The organism is Formosa algae, from assembly GCF_001439665.1.
Taxonomy (GTDB): domain Bacteria; phylum Bacteroidota; class Bacteroidia; order Flavobacteriales; family Flavobacteriaceae; genus Formosa; species Formosa algae.
Window position 1 is genome coordinate 1 of record NZ_LMAK01000010.1, and the last position, 20,527, is coordinate 20,527.

A 20,527-nucleotide genomic window follows, 5' to 3' on the forward strand; every position below is an offset into this window, starting at 1 on the left:
CTTCAAGGATCTAGCCAAGGAGTAGAACAAGGCTTGCAAATAAAAGTAGGTGGCGAGAAGAACAATATCCGACTGCTACATGGAAATCTTCCAAATCAAAATGATTTTAAAGGCTTCGATTTTGAACTTAATAATCAGACGGAATATCCAGTGTATTTATCCAATAAAAGTTCTGGAGTAACAGGAGAATCTCAAGGGCCAATTACCAATTTAGGCACAGACAATACCATAAAATTTATCAAAAAATAAAGTGTATATCACCTATAGTTAAAGGTGAATACTTCAAAATTTAAAATACATGACAATCATTTCTAGACTAATCGCGTTATTTATTTTTTTAGTTACGACAGCTAGTCAAGCTTCAGATATTCATATTAGTAGTCTCAGTGAATTAGCGAAATATGCTGGCGAATCTGGGCATGTTATTACTATGGAGCCGGGCGTATATAAACTAACTGATTATCTGATTTCAGATTCTATTAGTGCCCGTCGCAATCGTAAGGTGTTTCAATATATTACATTCAGCGGAAGCAATAATGTGTTCAATCTTAAAGGTGTGGAAATTGAGTTGGATACTAAAATTAGAACGTTATTAAATCCACCAATTCATTCTGATGAGTTTTTGGTTACGGGTTCAAATAATGAATTTGTTGGGTTAACCATACGATGTGTTGGAAATGGCACTTCGCCAGGAGGTACGGTACTTCAAGTGGCCGGAGAATCTAATGTGCTTAAAGATATTACGTTGCATGTTGCAGGCTCTTACCCTTATGGTTATGGCGATTTATTTGGAAAAGGTAAGCAAGCAGAAACTACAATAAAACACAGAAAGCATAGCGGCCTTTTAGTTACAGGAAATGAAACGAAATTGTATAGATGTAAAGTGTATAGTCGTTCTTTTGGACATTGTTTTTTTATTCAACAACATCCTAAAAATGTTTATTTCGAAGATTGTTATGCGGAAGGTGAAGTGCGCACAACCGATGCTGTGTTAGCCGAAACCTCAGGGCCTGCATTTGATGTGAATTTTAAAACCTGGACTCAAAACCGAGAAGGAGAATATGTTGTCACACCTGGCTATATGAAATCGCTTTGCGAAGATGGATTTAGAACATATGGTATATGCGAAAACATAACATTTAAAAATTGCACTGCCAAAAATACCCGTGGAGGATTTGAATTGCGTTTTAATAGTGCACGTTTAGAGGATTGTACAACTATAGGTACAGAACGTGCTTATTGGATTGGAGATAATACCACTATAATAAACTCTAAAGGCGATGCCAATTATGGCCCTTTATTGTTTGTTGAGGGGAGTCATGTTGATGTTGAATTACGTGTAGATTCTACAGAATCTGATCGATTAGTACATTCATTAATTACTGTTTTAGGAGCAGATAATAAAGTCGTGCTTAAAACTACAAATGATAAAAAGAAACAACACGAATTGCCAATTTTAATCGGGTATACACCACCGTTACATGGCGAATCTATGTCGCCGTATAGCGAAGCTGAAACTACAGGCCTAGAGCTTATAAATGAAACAGGAATGCCTCTAAAAATAGGCAAACAGGCCAAAGATGGCGTTATAAAAACCAACGGAAATATTATAGAAAATAATGGGGTTAACGTGAAAGTGAGCGAACTCTAATTTTGAGCTGTTTGGTATTAGAAAATAAAAGATAAAAGCATGAAAATAGAAATGTACAGGAGCTATATTATGAAGTGTGTGTTAGTGTTAACCATGATTATGTTCGCAGAATCTGGTTTTGCACAACACGTAAATCACATTGGAAGTTCCGATTTTTTAGATTGGAACGGCATCTCTAAAGTAAAGAAAGCGGTGGCTACAGTAAAGTCTAAAGATACTATATCTTATACGTATTCGAATCAAAATAGAGTGTATTTTCCTGGAATTAGTAGACCCTTTCAAGGTGATGCAGCCGATTGGACGCGCTATAGCGGACTCACTTTGGATGTGTTTTTTAAGGAAGAGACAACGGCACAAATCAGTGCGATTTTTAAAGTAGACTCTTTAGATTATGGCGATTTAAATCCTGTGAGTAAGGCTAAAGTTGAAGTGACGGGAAAAGGGTGGCATTCAGTATATATTCCTTGGAATCTGTTCGACGTAGATGCTGGTCAGCGAACCGCAACACTTTTTGCTGTAAAACATGTATTACTTTCTATAGATTCAGATACAAACCGAAACTATCAAATTAAAAATATTCAACTGACAAAAGGTAAAACTACTTTTTTAGAAGCTGAAATTCAAGGAAAATCTGCTAAGGCTGGGACAACAGTTTCTTATGAATTTAAAATAGGAAATACTACAAATCAACCCCAAGCCGTACAACTTGTTATTGAAACTGTGGGCTGGGAATCCATGAAAGCACATATTGAACAGAGTCAGTTGCAATTGGCTCCTGGAGAAGTAAAAACGGGTACATTAACGGTTGATATTCCTGAACATCTACCAGAAGGTATTCGTGAAAATCAAGTCATTAAAGCTATTGCGAACGGCGCAGGAGAATCTGTGGCTACACTTGAGTTTATAACAGCAGTGAGTATTCCGTTTCCAAATATTGTATTTACCGAATCGGGATGGGATAACGTAAGAGCAAAGACTGATAAATACGATTGGGCAAAGGAAGGGCTTCAAGATTATATTAAAAAAGCAGAACGTTGGACTGTGCCAGATGGTGCCGATTTTTCAGAAGACACGGAACGTCTGCTTGGGCAAGCTGTTTTTAGAACCGACGGCCGCGAGATTTATAGTTGTGCGATAGCCTATCAGTTAACCGGAAATGAAGCATACGCCGCAAAATGTATAACATTATTACGCCGATTAACCGATCCAAAAACAGGATACCCAGCCACTTTAGTGGGTGGTAGTAATTCATTTGTGGGGGAAGGTAAATTTTGGCAAGCCGTGGGTAGAATGTACGATTTAATAAGAACGAGTCCGCAGCTTACAGATCAAGATAGACAAAGAACAGAACACACCTTCAGACTTTTTGTAACACAAACGCTAAAAGGAAATACAAAAGGCGCGATTAGTAATTGGAATGTGGCAGAAATAACAGCTGCATTTTATTGTGCCATGAATTTACAAGATTGGCATCTTATTAATCAACTTTTAGAAGGGCCAACAGGAATTTATAAACATTTAGAGCATGGTATTATGAGCGATGGCTGGTGGTACGAATGTGCGGTGGGGTATAACAATTGGGTAGCAACAGAGTTTTCTGAAATCGCTCTAGCCTTACAACCTTGGGGTATTAATTTTAAAGATCGCACATTTCCTATTGGTACTACCAAACACTTTTCATTATTGTCTAGCAGACGACAAGGAGGTATCATGGGTATGGAATTCGAAAAATGGGGAAAGATAGAACGCAATAATGTAAGTATAAAAGACATGTGGGATGCTTCAATTCCGTTTATGGATTTCCGTGGTGTTCTTCTAGCTGTAAATGATGCTGTAGAAGATAAACTTTCTGGGAAATCTTACGAGTTAGCCTATTATTTATATAGAGACCCAGAATATGCTGCAATAATAAATCGGGATGAGAAGCGTGATTTATTATATGGTGTACCAGATCTTCCAGATGTGACTTCAGAAAAAATGAGCGTGTCGGCATATGCCGATAATATGGGAATCGTGCAATTGCGTTCTCAAACAGAAAATAGGCCGCAGAGTGAACAAATTCAAGCTGCCATGCATTACGGATCTCATGGTGGTTATCATGGGCATTTCGACAGAACGAATTTAGTACATATGAGCCGTTACGGGCGTAGTTTTTATGGGACTTTAATGTTTTGGTATGGCTACGGCAGTTATTTATATAAGTTTTGGAAACAAACCTCTGTAAATAAAAATATGGTGGTGGTCGATCAGAAAATGCAACAGCCGGTAGAGAATTCGAGACTGTTATTTCATTCAGGGGACATGATGCAAGCCACGGTATTAGAAACGGATTCTAAATGGAGTCATCCGCCGTATGGAGGCATTCCAAATTCGAAACAAACCTTTGCAGAGAAAATGTGGGAAGAGGGTCGTACTATTGAATTACCTGAAAATCAACCTGAATTTGGTGAAGTTTCCGAATTTACAGAACCTGTATTACAGCGTCGTGCAATGATTGTATTAGACGATTATATTGTGATGGCAGATTATTTAAAAGGAGATAAAGAACACGAATTCGATTGGATGTTCCAAGCAAAAGGATTTAAAGGCATCACAGCAGATCAGGTTGAATTTTCGCATCATACCAATCAGATGAATGCAAATCCTATTGGAAGTGCGCAATTTATTACCGATTGTAATTGGTACGATGTATCGGGAACGTCGCGTACTCAATTTGAAATGTGTTGGGGTGAGGGTTGCGATAATGAAGGTATACGTTTACCAAATAGCATCGATGGGCCGTTAAAAATAGACGTCTTTAATGCGTGGCCAAAACAAAGTGAAGTGATGATCGGGACGTCTACCGAAGGATTCTACGTGAATAAGCAATTGTGGTATACGGCTAGAGCTGATAATCAAGAAATTCTGAATGATAGCACAGGCGCTTGGATTTTAGGAAGCAAACCTATAAAATTAAATATCACAGGTAAAAAACAATTGGTGCTCACTACTAAAATACCAGGAAAAATTAGGAATAATACTATCTTTTGGGGAGATGCTAAGGTTATTCTTAAGGATGGGTCTGAAGTATATGTTTCTGATTTACCTGTTACATATGATAATATGTTAATGCCAGAACAAAAGGGTAAAGATTATTATGGTGGTCCAATTAAAATTGCTGGAGAATCAATGGAACATTCAGCACCTGGAATGCCAATACATTATAAGTCTGAAGCCAAAATTACTATTGATTTAAGCGGACTAAATGCAGTGCGATTTGAGGCTAAAATAGGTGGGGATTTTCCATTAGGCGACGAAACGTCACGTTTAAAATCTATGGCGGTAAGAACGAAAGGGAAATCGGCTAGATACCTCGCGGTAATCGAACCTTACGAAAATCAATCTGTAATAGAATCGGTAGAAGCTAAAAATGAAAATGAACTTATAGTAACTTTAATCGATGGACGTGTACAACATTTAACGCTTCAAGCTTTGGAACATGATACCAATAAAGTTCAGGTTACGGTCGAAGAATTTAAGAATGGCACTCTATTAAGAAGTGAGACCACTGTTCACGATAAAAAATAAATTGAGTTATAATAATTTGAAAGGCAAATTCATAGTAGACAATCTAATAGTTTTAAATGGGCTATAATTTAGGGCATATGGATTATAGTTTATATGAAAAAATCTCTCAAATTTTTATACTTGTATCTCCTAAGATCTTTTAGGATATGACATATGATACGGTTTAAAAAAAAAAATACTTATGAAAATAAAATGGACAATATTAGTATGCATCATTAATATGGGGTTTGGGTTTGCTCAAAATCCAATATTCACTAATGTATTTACCGCAGATCCATCACCACATGTTTGGCCAGACGATCCCAACACGCTTTGGGTTTACACCAGTCATGACGAGCCAGGTTCTAATAATCATTATGGAATGACGGGTTACCACGCCTTTTCTTCAACAGATTTGGTAAACTGGACAGATCACGGACGCATTTTACATTTAGAGAATGTAGATTGGGCAGAGAGTCATGCTTGGGCTATGGATGCCGCCTTTTATCGCGGACAATATTATTTAATTTATTGTATGAAAGAAGCCGGAATCGGACTCTTTAGAACAGGAATCGCACGAAGCGATTCACCTCAAGGACCGTTTACAGATTTAGGTTATGTAAAAGGCGTGGAATTTGGCCAAGACCCCGCGTTATTTATTGATGATGATGGAACGCCATATTTATATTGGGGACATGATCGTAAGTGTTTTGCGGCCGAATTGAACGAAGATTTAATGTCGATTAAACCAGAAACCTATGTCGATTTAACACCGCAATTAACACATGTGTTTGAAGGGCCTTGGGTACACAAACGCAAAGGAAAATATTATTTAACTTATCCAGGTTTAACACCAAGACGCTGGCCAGAAAAAATGTTCTATGCTGTAGCTGATAAACCTCTAGGGCCCTACGAGTTTAAAGATGTATTTATAGACGATTTTGAAGGTCAGAGTGGTACAAATCACGGCGGAACTGTAACTTTTAAAGGTAAAGATATTATGTTTTATCACAGTGCCTGGATGTCTGGTGGTTTAAGCGAAACCCGTTCCTCTATGGCCGATTATTTAAAGTATGATAAAAATGGAGATATCATTCCAATTGTACCCTCAAAAGAAGGTTTAGGGAATGCAAAACGGACGAGAACAACCTTGCTTTTAGAGGCTGAAAACGGATTTGCTGCAGGTGGCGAATTGTATAACGTCTTTGTCGACACTTATATAAAAGGGTATAGCGGTAAAGGCTACGTTACAAATTTTGATAATCCGTACGACCATGTCTCTATTTTAGCTCAAGTTGCTAAACCAGCCAAGTATCGATTTATCGTAAGTTATGCCTCTCCAGATGGCGATTCTAATCACGATATTTTAATCAATAGTCATATTTATCGCGAGTTTAAATTTCCGCAGACTAAAACATTTAAAGAAATAGATTTTGGTTTGGTCGATTTAAAAGCAGGAGATAATCTGGTGCGCATTTTCAAAAAAGATTGGAAACCATCAAAAGGAGATATCGCGATAGATTATATAAAATTAGTTCAAGTGTTTGAAGACGAGCAATAACGTTCTGTTTTCAAAAGAAATAAAATAAACTAAAAATTAAAACGAATAAAGCATGAAAAGGATATTAATACTCGTCTTACTCTTAGCGCAAGCGGGAGTAGGTTTTTCCCAAAATGTCTCGGTGAACGCAAATACACAAGGTGAAAAATTTGAACATCTTTGGAGCAAAAGTGTAGGTGCCGGTCGGGCAAATGAAGCATTACGGGCAGGGTGGTTAGAACAATTGGAAAAGGTGCAAGAAGAATGTGGTTTTGAAACCGTACGTTTTCACGGTTTGTTTCACGACGACATGTTTCCCATTGTGGAAGTGGATGGCAAAGAAGTGTATAACTGGCAATATATCGATGAGGTTTTCGATCGTTTATTAGATTTAAATGTGCGTCCGTTTGTAGAGTTGGCTTACTTTCCTAAAAGTATGGCAGCCGAAGATTCTAAAACCATCTTTTGGTGGAAAGCGAATATAACGCCTGGTCCAGAGTATCAAAAAAAATGGTATAATTTAGTTGAGGCTTTTACGCAACACGTGGTAGATCGCTACGGTATAGATGAAGTTCGTGGCTGGTATTTTGAAGTCTGGAACGAACCTAACTTGTATGGTTTGTTTTGGGATGCCACAAAAACTCAGTATTTCGAATTGTATAAAGCTTCTGTTCAAGCCGTGCGTTCTGTCGATAGTCAGTTAAAAGTAGGAGGACCTTCTACTAGTAATTTTGTGGCCGACGATCGTCATGAAGGAGAAATAACAGATACAAAAGGGTCTACCAAAACATTTACAGCAGAGAATATAAACGATTTACAGTGGAAAGGGGTTTGGATAGAAGATTTCTTAGCGTATTGCGCAAAGGAAAAATTGCCGGTAGATTTTATTTCTACACATCCGTATCCAACAGATTATCCTTTAGACCCTCGAACCGGAAAAGGGAAAGACTTTTCTAGAAATGTGCATTCAACGGTGGTCGATATTAAATGGTTAAACGAGGTGATTAAAACCAGTGCGTATCCAAATGCAGAAATTCATTTAACCGAGTGGAATACGAGTCCGAATAGTCGCGATGCGATGCACGATTTCTTACCACCAGCAGCTTATATTGTACGTACAAATTTAGAGAGTATTGGTTTAACCAACTCCTTAGCATTTTGGACGTTTACCGATGTTTTTGAAGAAAAAGGAGGCGGACACAGTATCTTCCACGGCGGATTTGGAATGATAAACTTTCAGGGTTTGGTTAAGCCTTCATATCATGCCTACCGTATGTTGCATCATTTAGGTGATGAAAAATTATTTAAAAATGATTACTTATTTGTCAGTAAAAAATCAAGTAATGGTAAAGTGGTGGCTTTAGCTTATAATTATCCAGAAGATCATTATAAAGCCGTGCCAGCAAGTATTAAAAAGATTGATAAATACGAGCGCGGAGAAACACGTCAGTTAACTATGGAATTAACCAATTTAAAACCAGGAACTCAATTTAAGTTGGAAACTTTAGATAAAGATCATGGTAATATTTACAATTCTTGGGAAAATATGGGGAAACCAGAACCTCCAACACGAGAGCAAATTAAAGTGTTGAAAAAAGCTGCCGAAGCTCTAAATACTGAAATTATTACAGTTGGTGACAATGGTAAATTCAATATCAATCGTGTTATGAGTCCGTGGAGTGTGGTTTTGATTGAACAAATAAATTAAAGGGAACTATTACGAATAAAAATATCTAAATTGTTGACTTTTAAACCCACTTAGCGGTAAGTGATTTATAATAAAATGATAGGGTGAATCAAAGTAGTAAAAGGCTATTTTGATTCACTTTTTTTTATTTTATTTCTAAATGGGTAGGCTTGCCAAATTTAAATTCTACATCTGTTACATTATAATAACACTATTAAAGTCCGTGAAAATGCGTTCGTAATGCTTGTAATGACTTATAAGTGCTATTATTTGAATGATAATTTATACACTTCTCATTTTAGTCTTTATAATTTTAAGGAAGCTAAAATGTTTCAATATGAAAGTTTATAATACGAGTTTATTAATTGTGCTAATTCTTTTTACATTAACGAGTTGCCGTGATCAAAAAAAAATAGCGACAACTTCAGAGGTCGATCAGGTGTTACAAGCCAACACTGAAAAGATAAGTAAAGTGGTTAATCACATAAAAGTTAGAGATAGTTTTCCAAGAACTATTCTTAAGGAAGATACCGAATGGGATTTGGTTGGTGTGCGTGATTGGTGTAGTGGGTTTTGGCCGGGTGTCTTGTGGTATGGTTATGAGTTTTCTGGAGATGAAAGTTTAAAACAAGCTGCTCAAGAATTTACAGAACCAATTAAAACCATTGCATATACACCTGCTACAGATCATGATATCGGATTTCAAGTGTATTGTAGTTTTGGCAATGGGTATCGCTTAACAGGAAATGAAGCCTATAAAAAAGTGATGCTAGCTGCTGCCGACACTTTAGCAACTTTATACAATCCTAAAGTAGGCAGTATTCAATCGTGGTTAGGAAAACCAGAGTATCCTCACAATACCATTATCGATAATATGATGAATTTAGAGTTGCTGTTTTGGGCAGCTAAAAACGGAGGTTCAAAATCATTGTATGATATAGCCGAAAGTCATGCCGAAGTGACCATGAAGAACTTGGTAAGACCCGATTATTCAACCTATCACTTAGGGTCTTTTGATGACGAAACAGGAGAATTCTTAAGAGGAGTGGCACACCAAGGCTATGCAGACGATTCCATGTGGGCACGCGGACAAACTTGGGGAATTTACGGTTTTGCTTTTTCGTATAGAGAAACAGGGCGTGAAGATTTTTTAGACACCTCGATAAAATTAGCAGATAAATATTTAGAACGCTTGCCTGAAGACGGTGTGCCGTTTTGGGATTTCGACGATCCTAAAATCCCCAACGCACCAAAAGATGCTTCGGCAGCAGCAGTTGCGGCTTGTGGGATGCTCGAATTGTCTACGCTAGTTAAGGACGAAAAATTAAAAGAAAAATATTTCAATCAGGCGAAACGCTTTATCAAAGCACTGTCTTCAGAGCATTATTTAAGTGGCGATACTAACCAGTCTTTGTTACTGCATTCTACTGGACATCATCCCAGAAATTCAGAAATAGATGCCTCTATTATTTATGCCGATTATTATTATATGGAGGCCTTATTGCGTTTAAAGAAAATAGAAAATACAACGGTTATAAATCCTTAAAATTTAAAATATGCGACACTTTAAAATTTGCTTAATGTTATGTCTAATGCTTTGTCTGCCGACTTACTTTTACGCACAAACAGTGCCTTACAGTATTGGCCGAATTGTGGTGAGTTCAGATGGTAATGAACACGATCATGACGATTGGGCAGCAACCCCGTTTACATTGGCTTTATTAGCGGCTCGTAATTTACAAGATCAATTAACGGTGTATACGTTTAGCGATCATATTTGGGGGAGTAATCATGATAAAAGTGATGGAAAAGACCAAATGCTTAAAAGTGCATTAGAAGGTAAAGACATCTACAATTTTAAGAATTCTAATTTTATTGAAGCGGTAGCAGATTCTACAAGTGCTATGCTTGCTATTACTAAAGAAATTAATAAATCGAGTAAAACCGATCCTTTAACCATCATTGCTGCAGGACCAATGCATGTAGTTGGAAGTGCTATCTCAAAAGCAAAAACTTCAAAATTAAAATATGTTCGCCTTATTTCTCATTCAAGTTGGAATGATAATCATTCAGATAGACCAAATGATTGGGAACAGCACTCGGGGTGGACATGGAAAGAGATTCAAAGCGAGTTTAAACCTAAAGGATTGACTTTGGACAGAATTGTGGATCAGAATGGCGGAAAAGATTATGAAGGTATGAAAGCGTCCAAGGCCTTATTCGATTGGATTAAAACATCTCCGATTCGCAATCATTCCGAAGCAACAAAAAAGCAATTAGACTGGTTGTATGAACGCCAACTTACTTGTGTTAAAAAAGGAGATTTTGATCCTTCTGATGCCGGAATGATAATCTATTTACTTACGGGAAAACAAAAAACTAGCCCTAATGATGCGAAGGCAATCATTGAAGCTGGTGTTAAATAGTAAAATCATAGACTCTGGTTATTATATTTAGTAATAGATGAAATTCTAATATTACAAGTAAGGTATAGTGCTTTGTAATTGGTTAAAAACAAGTGTTTTATGTTGTTTGTTTATAGATTATGTGTGGTTGAATATTATAAACAGTTAATACCTTTAAACTAAGGCGGATAATGAATAAAATTATAAAATACAGTATATATACTTTGCTAAGCATGGGATCGGTATTGATGTATTCTCAAAATGATAGTGCTATTGCGTCAAGTCATTTTTCAACCATGAATTGGATTGTTTTAATTGTGTTTTTATTGGGAACGACACTGATTGGTGAATTGGTTAAAAATAAAGACAAAGGTTTAGATGCCTTTTTTAAAGGCAGTAATAATCTACCATGGTGGGCGGTTTCCTTATCGTTAATTGCAACCAAAACTAGTGTAGCCACGTTTATTGCAGTCCCAGCATTTGTATTTTCATTAAATGGCAATTTAACCTATTTACAAATGACGATTGGCTTTGCTTTAGGAAACATATTGTTTGTCTTTGTTCTCCTGAAAGAATATTATGAAGACGGTGTTTTTAGTCCGTACGATTTTATTCAGAATCGCTTAGGTGTAAAAGTAAGCCAGTTATCGCGTACCTTTTTTATGATTGGTGCGACTATGAGTCAGGGTGTACGTTTGCTAGGAACGGCTTTGGTGTTAAGTGTAATTACGGGACAAAGTACGGTGGTTTGTATCGCTATTATTGCCTTATTTGCTGTGGTTTGGTCGTATATTGGCGGAATTACCACCGTGGTTTGGACAGATGCGATTCAATTTATGATTTTCATCTTTGGAGCCTGTTTTGCGTTATTTTATGCCATTGGCGATATTCCTGGTGGCTTTGGAGAAATGATGAGTATAGCTGATGAAAAAGCCAAGTTGGCCATTCTAGATTTGTCCTTAGATCCTCATAAAACCTATACGTTGTGGGTTGGGATTTTAGGATGTACTTTTTTCGAATTTGGGTCTAATGCCGTCGATCAAGTCGTGACCCAACGTGCTTTGTGTTGTAAGAATTTAAAGGAAGCGCGTAAAGCAGTAGCCTTTTCTGTCATTGGCGTGGCAACCACTTGGATTATGGCTTTTGTAGGTATTGCATTAGTTGCTTATTATCATATTAATCCCTTGTCAGAGATTATAAGTGCTTCAATCAGTTCGGAACCCGATAGAATTTTTCCGTATTATGTGGTAAATGAATTACCCAATGGTATTTCTGGCCTCATTATCGCTGCCATGTTTGCTGCAGGAATTTCAACATTAGATTCGGCCTTAACCGCATTATCGCAAACCAGTGTGATGGGGGTTGGTTCTTTAGTATTTCCAAATTTAAAAACAATGGACGAGACTAAAGTGGTTAAAATATCGAAAATAGCAATCGTGGTTTGGGGAGTAATCTTAGCTGTGCTAGCCTATGGTTTTAGCTTTTTCCAAGATGGTGGCTTACTGGCCTTAGGGTTTAAAGTCCCGGGTTATGCCTACGGAACTTTAATAGGAATTGCTTTTTTAGCTTTAATGCGAAAAGGAAGTGTTAACGGAATCATGTCTGGCGCTTTAATAGCTATTGTGGCCATTGCAGGTATGCATTACGAAGGCATCAGTTTCTTTTGGTGGTTCCCCGTAGGTGCTTTAATTGTAATTATTGTCGCTTTAATTCAATCAAAATTTAGTTCAAAAACAAATCAAAAATCTATGGTTTAAGCGTCGTCTTGAACAAGCATATAAAAACTTAAAAAATGAAAACATTCAATACAAAATTAATAGAAGGATATGATGTTATAGTCGTAGGGGGCGGAGTTTCCGGAAGTCATGCAGCTATAGCCTCAGCGAAAACGGGTGCAAAAACGCTTCTGATAGAACAATTTGGTTTTCTAGGAGGTTCGCTTACAGCCATGGGTGTTGGTCCGATGATGACCTTCCACAATCGTGCTGGTCGACAATTAGTATTTGGTACGCCAAATGAAATGGTGAGCAGATTGGTAGCCAAAGGTGCCAGTCCAGGACATATTTTAGATGGAACAGGATATTGTTCTACAGTAACACCATTCGATGCCGAAATGCTAAAAGTGACCTTAGAAGATATGGTTATTGAAGCCGGAGCAGAAATTTTATATCATACACGATTGATTGATATTTCTAAAGAAGGACGACAAATTACATCGGTTTTTATTCATAATCGCGGTGGCATTCAAGAAATTCCAGCCAAAGTATTTGTAGATGCTAGTGGTGATAGTGAGATTGTAAAATTATCAGGAGTGCCGTTTACCGAAGGTCGGGTGGAAGATAATAAATCGCAGCCTATGACCACCAATATCAAAGTCGGCAATGTCAATACCGCAAAGCTTCGTGAGTATATGATTAATAATTGGGATCAGTTTGATGCCGAAGAGCGTTCTGCCGATAAGGCCGAAATATTAAAGAAAACGAAACGGATTTCTACTTGGGGATTCTACGATTTATGGAATGCAGCCAAGGCAAAAGGGGAAGTGACGGTGCCAAGAGATAACGTTTTGTTTTTTGAAACCAATACAGAAGGAGAGTTTATTTTTAATACTTCAAGAGTGCTTGGATTCGACCCGTTAAATCCGTTCGAATTAAGTAAAGCTGAAACTTTAGGCCGTAAACAATGTGTGGAAATTTTTAATTTCCTGAGAAAATATGCACCTGGTTTTGAAGAAGCCACGTTTGTAAGCACGGCACCACATATTGGAATTCGTGAGTCGCGTCACCCGCATGCCAAATACGTTTTATCGGCAGAAGATTTAGTGAATGAAGTTCGTTTTAAAGAACCCATTGCAGTTGGTGGGTATCCATTAGACATTCATTCTCCAGATGGAGGAGATACAGATACAGTTCATTTAAAAGATGAAGGTGCGTATTATATTCCTAAAGATTCATTGCTAACTAATGAGATAGATAATTTAGTGCTTTCTGGTCGTGCCATCGGTGCAGATCACCATGCTAGTGCTGGATTACGAGTCACGCCGATTGCCATGGCTATTGGTCAAGGTGCTGGAACTATGGCAGGATTATCTGCTGTTAGTAAAGTATTTCCAAATGATTTAGACTATGCGAAACTTGAACAAGAACTAAAAGCCAATGGTGCGTATTTAGGATAAAAACCTCTTAGATTAAAAGCAACAAAATAAAATCGAAAATACTTGAAATTCTTATTATGAAACATATAAAGTTCGTTCTCCTTATTTGGTTAATTAGTCTCAGTGGCTATGCCCATAATAGCATAAAAAATACATGGTTAAATAGTGGTCAGCAGTCTAAAGCAGCAAAAGCAAGTGATAGTATTACTTATAATTTTACAATAACAAATACGACTTCAGAGTCTCAAGATTTTAAAATTAGAATTGAAGCCCCTCAAACCTTGGCTTGTCAAGTAAGCTTGAAAGATTCACTTATTACCATAAGAGGTAAAGCGCATTATAAAGGTGCATTTCAAATGATAGTTAGCGACCGGATTCCAGTTGGTGGACAAGAAACTAGTGTGTTAATAGTGGAAAATGTCAGTAATAATCAAACAGCACAGTTATCATTTATTACAGTACGTTATAGACCGCATCCCTTTCTATTTGTAACCGATGCCATTTTGGGAAAAGCCAAAAATAAGGTAAAAACTACAGTTTGGGCCAAGGAAAATTTAGATAAGCTTATTGCATTTGCAGATGCCTATGAGGTTCCAGAATTGAAGGTTGTAGATAAGGCAAGAAATACACTCCGATGGAAAAGTTTGGCTTACAATGCGGCAGATTCAGAAAAGGCATTTCAAGTGCTTTTAGCTTATAAATTTGCGGGGAATAAAACCTATTTAGAAAAAGTGGTTCAACTGGTTAAAGATGTTACAGATCCTGAAAAAGGTTATTTGTCTATTGGAGCAGCAACGACGGGTGTACAAGTGCATGAAGGTAATTTCTTTATGTATTTGGCCGCCGTTTGCGATATTCTTTACGGCGAGAATATTTTTTCCGAACAAGAGCGTCAAAATATAGAACAGACCATGCGCTATTATTTAGAACAAGACCGTTCTCATATGAGTCCGATTGGGATTATGAATCATCAGGCTAGTGCAAATATTGGATCTGTAGTGACTTCACTTTTTTTGCAAGATATGTCAACTTTAAATCACTTTGTTGAAAGTGATGGCGGTTTGTTCGATCAAATGGCTAAAGGGATTATGCCCGATGGCTGGTGGTTTGAAGGCACGCCAGGGTATTGCTATCTAGTAACCGAACGATTTAGTTTGGTGGCTCAAGCCTATGAGAATTATGGTTGGAATTTGTACGATAGACGTTTACCTGCACGCTATAAAAGTAAAGATTTCGAGAATGCTAAAGATGGATTTACAGGCATGAAGTTCGATATTTGGGGACCAACGGGATCGAGTACACGAGGTTTAGAGGACATGGTAATGGCGTATATCCCGATGATGGATGAAAATGCCAATTTAATTCCAAATAACGATGGCACTTTAGCCAAACCCGGTGATTTTTATGAATTGGCATACCGGCATTATCAAGAAGACGATTTGGCTTGGGTCTTGAACCATTCTGAACGTGACAGTTGGTTAGCTTTGTTATATGGCGTTGCCGAATTACCAGAGGTTGAAGACCCACGAACGGCATCAGATTATGTATCTAATGTTGGTTTAGTCGCCTTACGCTCGCAACCTGAAAGTAATCAGCCAGAAGATCAAATTCAAGCCTATTTTAAATTTGGAACACATGGTGGCTGGCACGGACATTTAGACCGCACGGGAATGGTTGCTTTAAACCGTTACGGTCATAAATATTTTGGAACTGAAATGGTCTGGTTCGGATATGGACATGCGGGGTATAAAGAATCTGTGCAAGCCTCAGCAACGCATAATATGGTGGTGGTCGATGGTTTACAACAAGAAGCCGTGCCTTCCGAGCAAACTTTATTTTATAAAGGTGATATCATGCAGGCTACGATAGTAGAAACGCAAGCAAGGTGGCGACGCATCCCAATTTTCAATAGAGAAGTATTTCCGCCTTGGAACGATTTTGATTATGCTCCCGATTTTGAACCCATTTTACAACGACGCCTCTCTGTAGTAACCGATGATTATGTAATTATAGCAGACTATATGAAATTGTCGCAAAAACACGATTACGATTGGCTATTGCATCCTGTTGGCTTTCAGTCTATATCAGGCGCAAAGTCAAAAGGAGCGGTTCAAGATCAGTTGAGTGACGATTCCAATTCTCAGTATAAATACTTTAAAGACGCCCAATGGTATACGTCTAAAAATACTAAAAAAGTGATGTTTCAAGAGGATGATATGAAACTAGATGTGCATACACTTTGGCCTAAAAAAGCGGAGGTTTTTGTGTCTAAATATCCAAATGCAGGAAAACAAAGGGATATCAGAAATAGTCCAGACCGTGCTACGTATGGGGTTCGGATTTCAGATACAGAAGCACAATTTCTACATGTATTAGAACCTTATAAAGATGCATCAGCCATTGCTAAAATAGAATCTAAAAATGAAAATGAGCTCACCGTGTATTTAACAGACGGCCGAAAGCAGATCATAACTATAAAAGACTTAAAAGGCGATAACGTTCAGATTACCATTCAGGAGTTTGTAGATGATATTTTTGTAGCCACAGAACACACAGCAGTGCAAGAATAGTATACTATAAAAATGATGAGAGATATGAAACATATAATAACACTTTTGCTGTTACTTTTAGTTTGCGTTTCAGTGCAAGCCAAAACACATCCGCGCGATACGATTATTATAAATTCAATTGAAAAATTAGCTAAATACGCAGGGAAAAGTGATGTGCTGGTGAAGATGAAACCAGGAAGCTACAGCATAAATTCTATTAAAATCGGGAAACTGAGTGTGTTTAAATATGGAGAGAATTATAAACAGCGCGGTGATTTTCGTATTGGTTCTTTAATTCATTTTTCGGGAAATAATAGTCAGTATTTTTTAAGTGGCGTGACGCTTAATATCGATACAAAACTACATAAAAACTATCCTAATTGTGAATTCAGTGAGTTTTTAGTCAGTGGTAATAACAATTATATCGAAGGATTAACCGGAAGAGATATTGGGGAAGAGGTGCCTGCGCATCGTGTACAAATGTTACGAGTTATGGGCGATGATAACACGATTAAAAACGCCGACTTATTTGTTCAAGGTTCTTCGCCTTATGGTTACGGCCATTTGTTAGGAAAAGGCGGTAATGCTTTGGTGCCTTTGCATAAACATTCTGTATTATTAGTAGAAGGTATGAATACCAAATTATTGGGTTGTAAAGTGGTAACCCACGCTTATGGTCACGGTATTTTCATGCAAGGCGCTGTGAATACTTATTTGGAAAATTGTTATGTAGAAGGGAAGATGCGTGAGACAAACGAGATGTTAGCCGAAACTTCTGGACCGGCTTTCGATGTGGGCTTTAAAAGTGATTATCCGCCTGGAAAAATTTTACCAAATGAAATGAAATCATTGTCGGAAGACGGGATTCGTACTTATCCGGATGGCGGACTCAATGGACGTCGCACTAAAGGTGTAATTGTTATTAATTGCACGGTGAAAAACATGCGTTCAGGCTTCGATTTAAGCGCCAATTTACCACCAACAAAAATTGTTGGTTCAATCGCTATTGGTTGTCAAGAAAAGGGGTTTTCTATTGGAGATAACGGAATTATAGAAAATAGCAAGGGTGATGCTTTATACGGTCCACTCATCACATTTGTTGGAAATAATATTAAAAATGCTGTGGTAGATTTGGAGCTAATGGATACCGTTAGTGATTATAAAGTCTCAAGATTGGCAGAAATCAATGGTTCAGGACATCAGATTAGCATTCGAAAATATCAAAATAAAACCAGAACTGTGGAGGCACCAATCGTTTTTGGTGAATCCTTTTGGGACGATGTCCACCGCTACCGAAATCCGGATAAACCGAGCGGTACCTATGCTGGGGCTAGAAATATTAAGCTGATTAACGATACAGGGATGCCTGTACATTTAAATGATTTAGCGGTGAATTGCACGGTAAGTAATTCCGAAGAAAAGAATAAAGTGGTTAATGCCGGTATTGGAGGAAACTCTACTAGAGATTTATTAAAACGAGTAGATAAAGATGTTTTAGAGGAGAAACCAGATGTAGTGATAATGATGGTAGGAACCAACGATATGTTGAACTCAAATAAAATGACAGATTATAAAACTTATACATCTAATCTAGAAACCTTGATAGAAAAGATTATAGCTAGTGGAAGTCAGTTGGTTGTAATGACTCCCATTCCAGCAGATAGTACGTACTTATTTATGCGTCATGATAAAAAACAATTTACAGAAACACCAAACCAAAAACTAGACCACGTTGGAACGATTGTAAAAGCGTTATCCAAGAAACATAGTATTTATGCTTTCGATTTAAATGCTGAGTTTAAAGCCCTAAATCTACCGCAACACAATCAGGATATATTTATTAAAAATGAAAAAAATAGTGGGAAACAGGATGGTGTGCACCCAACAGCTTTGGGCTATCGTTTTATTGCGGAACAGGTGTTTAAGTTTTTAAAATCAAATGAGCTTCTAAAACCAAACCAACGTATAATTTGTTTTGGAGATTCCATTACTAGAGGTGGAGGTCAAGGTGTAAATTACCCGAGTTATTTAAATGAATTGCTAAGGGAATTGTATTGAATCCAAATTTGAAATTGTATTAGTCTAGAGAACTTCTATCGTGAAGATTTAGGGCGCTTTAATAAACTTTTATGCTGGTTGGGTACTCATTTTTTAATTATGGGTAATAATTTATAGCGTTTGGATAATAGTTCATATCCTATGCGCTAGTTCTATTATACTTTTATGTATCCATTGGTTAGTCATTTTAAAAGTGATTTTTCGATGCTTGGGATTAATAAAAAAATATATATGAAACGTATCAAATTGCTTATTTCGATGTGCTTAGTTATTTTAATAACTACAGTTTCTCAGGCAAATATTCAGAATACAGAAACCCTAAACGTTCAAGACGATTTTATAACGGTGAGCACATTATCTGATTTTAAAAAATACATCGATAAAGATAATGTTAACGTCAGACTTAAAGCTGGGAATTATCAAATTGATGATGCTGAAAAAATAAGATTTATTGAGGTTACCGGAAATAATTCTCATTACGATTTAACAGGAGTTAGATTGATGGTCGACACCAAGCTGTTTAGTCGTACAGATTTAACAAAAAGTGACGATGGAAATAGTATGTATTGTGCCATCGAAATTTCTGGAAATCATACCACTTTCGAGGGTTTGTATATTGAAACTTATGGCGACCATCCTGGTATGCAGAGCAAAAACAAAATATTTAATATCGTAGGTGAGCATATTACGCTTAAAAATGTAGAGGTGCGAACTGCCGGCTCTAATCCGTATGGCTACGGGAGCTTATTTGGTTTAGGTGGCGGAGATGTTAGAAAAATGAACGGTATTCGTGTAGGATATCCCGCTAAAAACGTTACCCTTATCGGTTGTAAAGTACATATGCGTGCGATGGGGCATGCTATCTTTTTACAAGGGGCAGAAAACACACTGATTGAAGATTGTCATGTTGATGGATTACTGAGAACGACTGATGCTATTCTAGCCGAAACTTCAGGTTATATGTTCGAAAAAGATTTCTATGCCATCAAACCAAAGCATGCACATAAACCAGGGTATGTTGAAGGCACAATAATTAGGGAAGACGGAAAAATTCTTCCAGGTGAAATTATTTCCTTGAGTGAGGACGGCATTCGCATGTATCCAGAATATAACGGACATAAAACTAAAAACACAACCATAAAAAGCTGTACCGTATTCCAGATGCGACGCGGTATTTGTACAGGATTAAGTACGTCGGGAGATACAGTAATTGATTGTGTGGTACGCGATTGTGTGGCTACTGGATTTAATGTCGGTAACGAAGATACCTTGATAAATTGCAGTGCGAATGCCAAGTATGCCGAAGCTTTTGGTGTGCCTTATACCAATGCTAAAAATGCTTCAGTAGAGATGAATATTCTTGATAGCCATAATGGAATGGCAAACGCTATGTTAGCGAAAATTAACGGTACCGGTCATCATATTGTAATTAAAACGAGTGATGATAATTTTATTCCCGAAACCCTATCGATTAAGTTATCGGTTTCGGAAAGCTATGGGAATTTCAGTGCAAAAGATATCATGCATGCAACTAATATTAAATTAGACAATCAAACCATGGCAAAGATATTAGTTTACCCAGGTACAGAAAATTTAGACGTCGATAGTAAAGGTGAGGTGAAAAACTTGTCTTCTAGAAAGAAATGATTTAAAACGGCTAAACAAAAAATAGCTGTCCTAAATTATTTTGAAATGCACAAGAATAGTTTAGTCTGTATAAAAAAAGATGCTATACATTCATTTAATATTTCAACAATAGGATGAAGCTGTTACGATAGCGATAATCAATCCGTAGTTAATAGGCATTCATACCATAAAATGCAATATATGTCTACAAAAGGAGTATAACTTATATAGAATGCATCATAAGTTATATCTGTTGTCTACATTTAATAATACTTTAGTTCTACTTATAAAAGTTAATATTCAGTATTAAA

General features: G+C 37.2%; 12 protein-coding genes. All 12 read left to right on the top strand.

The features are described 5' to 3' along the window. The coding region (locus tag AST99_RS18685) for a hypothetical protein (protein WP_198151390.1) at window positions 1-249 on the top strand (249 nt) is incomplete at its 5' end. Window positions 250-298: 49 nt separating this feature from the next. Further along, window positions 299-1,651, top strand: a complete 1,353-nt coding sequence (locus AST99_RS03340) for a hypothetical protein (RefSeq protein WP_198151392.1) — start codon at window positions 299-301, stop codon at window positions 1,649-1,651. A 39-nt stretch (window positions 1,652-1,690) separates the two neighbouring features. Beyond that, window positions 1,691-5,218: a FixG Ig-like domain-containing protein gene (locus AST99_RS03345; protein WP_057779139.1), complete on the top strand. Its 3,528-nt coding sequence runs from the start codon at window positions 1,691-1,693 to the stop codon at window positions 5,216-5,218. Between the two features lie 181 nt (window positions 5,219-5,399). Next, on the top strand, window positions 5,400-6,758 hold the full coding sequence (locus AST99_RS03350) for a family 43 glycosylhydrolase (RefSeq protein ID WP_083495583.1): 1,359 nt from the start codon (window positions 5,400-5,402) through the stop codon (window positions 6,756-6,758). Window positions 6,759-6,810: 52 nt separating this feature from the next. After that, window positions 6,811-8,445: a GH39 family glycosyl hydrolase gene (locus tag AST99_RS03355; RefSeq protein WP_057779143.1), complete on the top strand. Its 1,635-nt coding sequence runs from the start codon at window positions 6,811-6,813 to the stop codon at window positions 8,443-8,445. Window positions 8,446-8,761: 316 nt separating this feature from the next. Further along, a complete protein-coding gene (locus AST99_RS03360) occupies window positions 8,762-9,970 on the top strand; it encodes a glycoside hydrolase family 88 protein (protein WP_057779144.1) in 1,209 nt (402 codons plus the stop codon). Window positions 9,971-9,980: 10 nt separating this feature from the next. Beyond that, window positions 9,981-10,850, top strand: coding sequence for a hypothetical protein (locus tag AST99_RS03365; protein WP_157486290.1), 870 nt, complete (start codon window positions 9,981-9,983; stop codon window positions 10,848-10,850). A 170-nt stretch (window positions 10,851-11,020) separates the two neighbouring features. Continuing rightward, window positions 11,021-12,586: a sodium:solute symporter family transporter gene (locus AST99_RS03370; protein ID WP_083495584.1), complete on the top strand. Its 1,566-nt coding sequence runs from the start codon at window positions 11,021-11,023 to the stop codon at window positions 12,584-12,586. Window positions 12,587-12,621: 35 nt separating this feature from the next. Continuing rightward, a complete protein-coding gene (locus AST99_RS03375) occupies window positions 12,622-14,004 on the top strand; it encodes an FAD-dependent oxidoreductase (RefSeq protein ID WP_057779150.1) in 1,383 nt (460 codons plus the stop codon). Window positions 14,005-14,060: 56 nt separating this feature from the next. Continuing rightward, entirely contained in the window at window positions 14,061-16,553 is a 2,493-nt protein-coding gene (locus tag AST99_RS03380) for a heparinase II/III family protein (protein WP_057779152.1), read from the top strand. 24 nt (window positions 16,554-16,577) lie between these two features. Continuing rightward, window positions 16,578-18,590 (top strand): SGNH/GDSL hydrolase family protein, encoded by a 2,013-nt coding sequence (locus AST99_RS03385; RefSeq protein ID WP_198151396.1) that lies wholly within the window; start codon window positions 16,578-16,580, stop codon window positions 18,588-18,590. A 231-nt stretch (window positions 18,591-18,821) separates the two neighbouring features. Further along, on the top strand, window positions 18,822-20,237 hold the full coding sequence (locus AST99_RS03390) for a right-handed parallel beta-helix repeat-containing protein (protein ID WP_057779157.1): 1,416 nt from the start codon (window positions 18,822-18,824) through the stop codon (window positions 20,235-20,237). Window positions 20,238-20,527 lie beyond the last annotated feature (290 nt).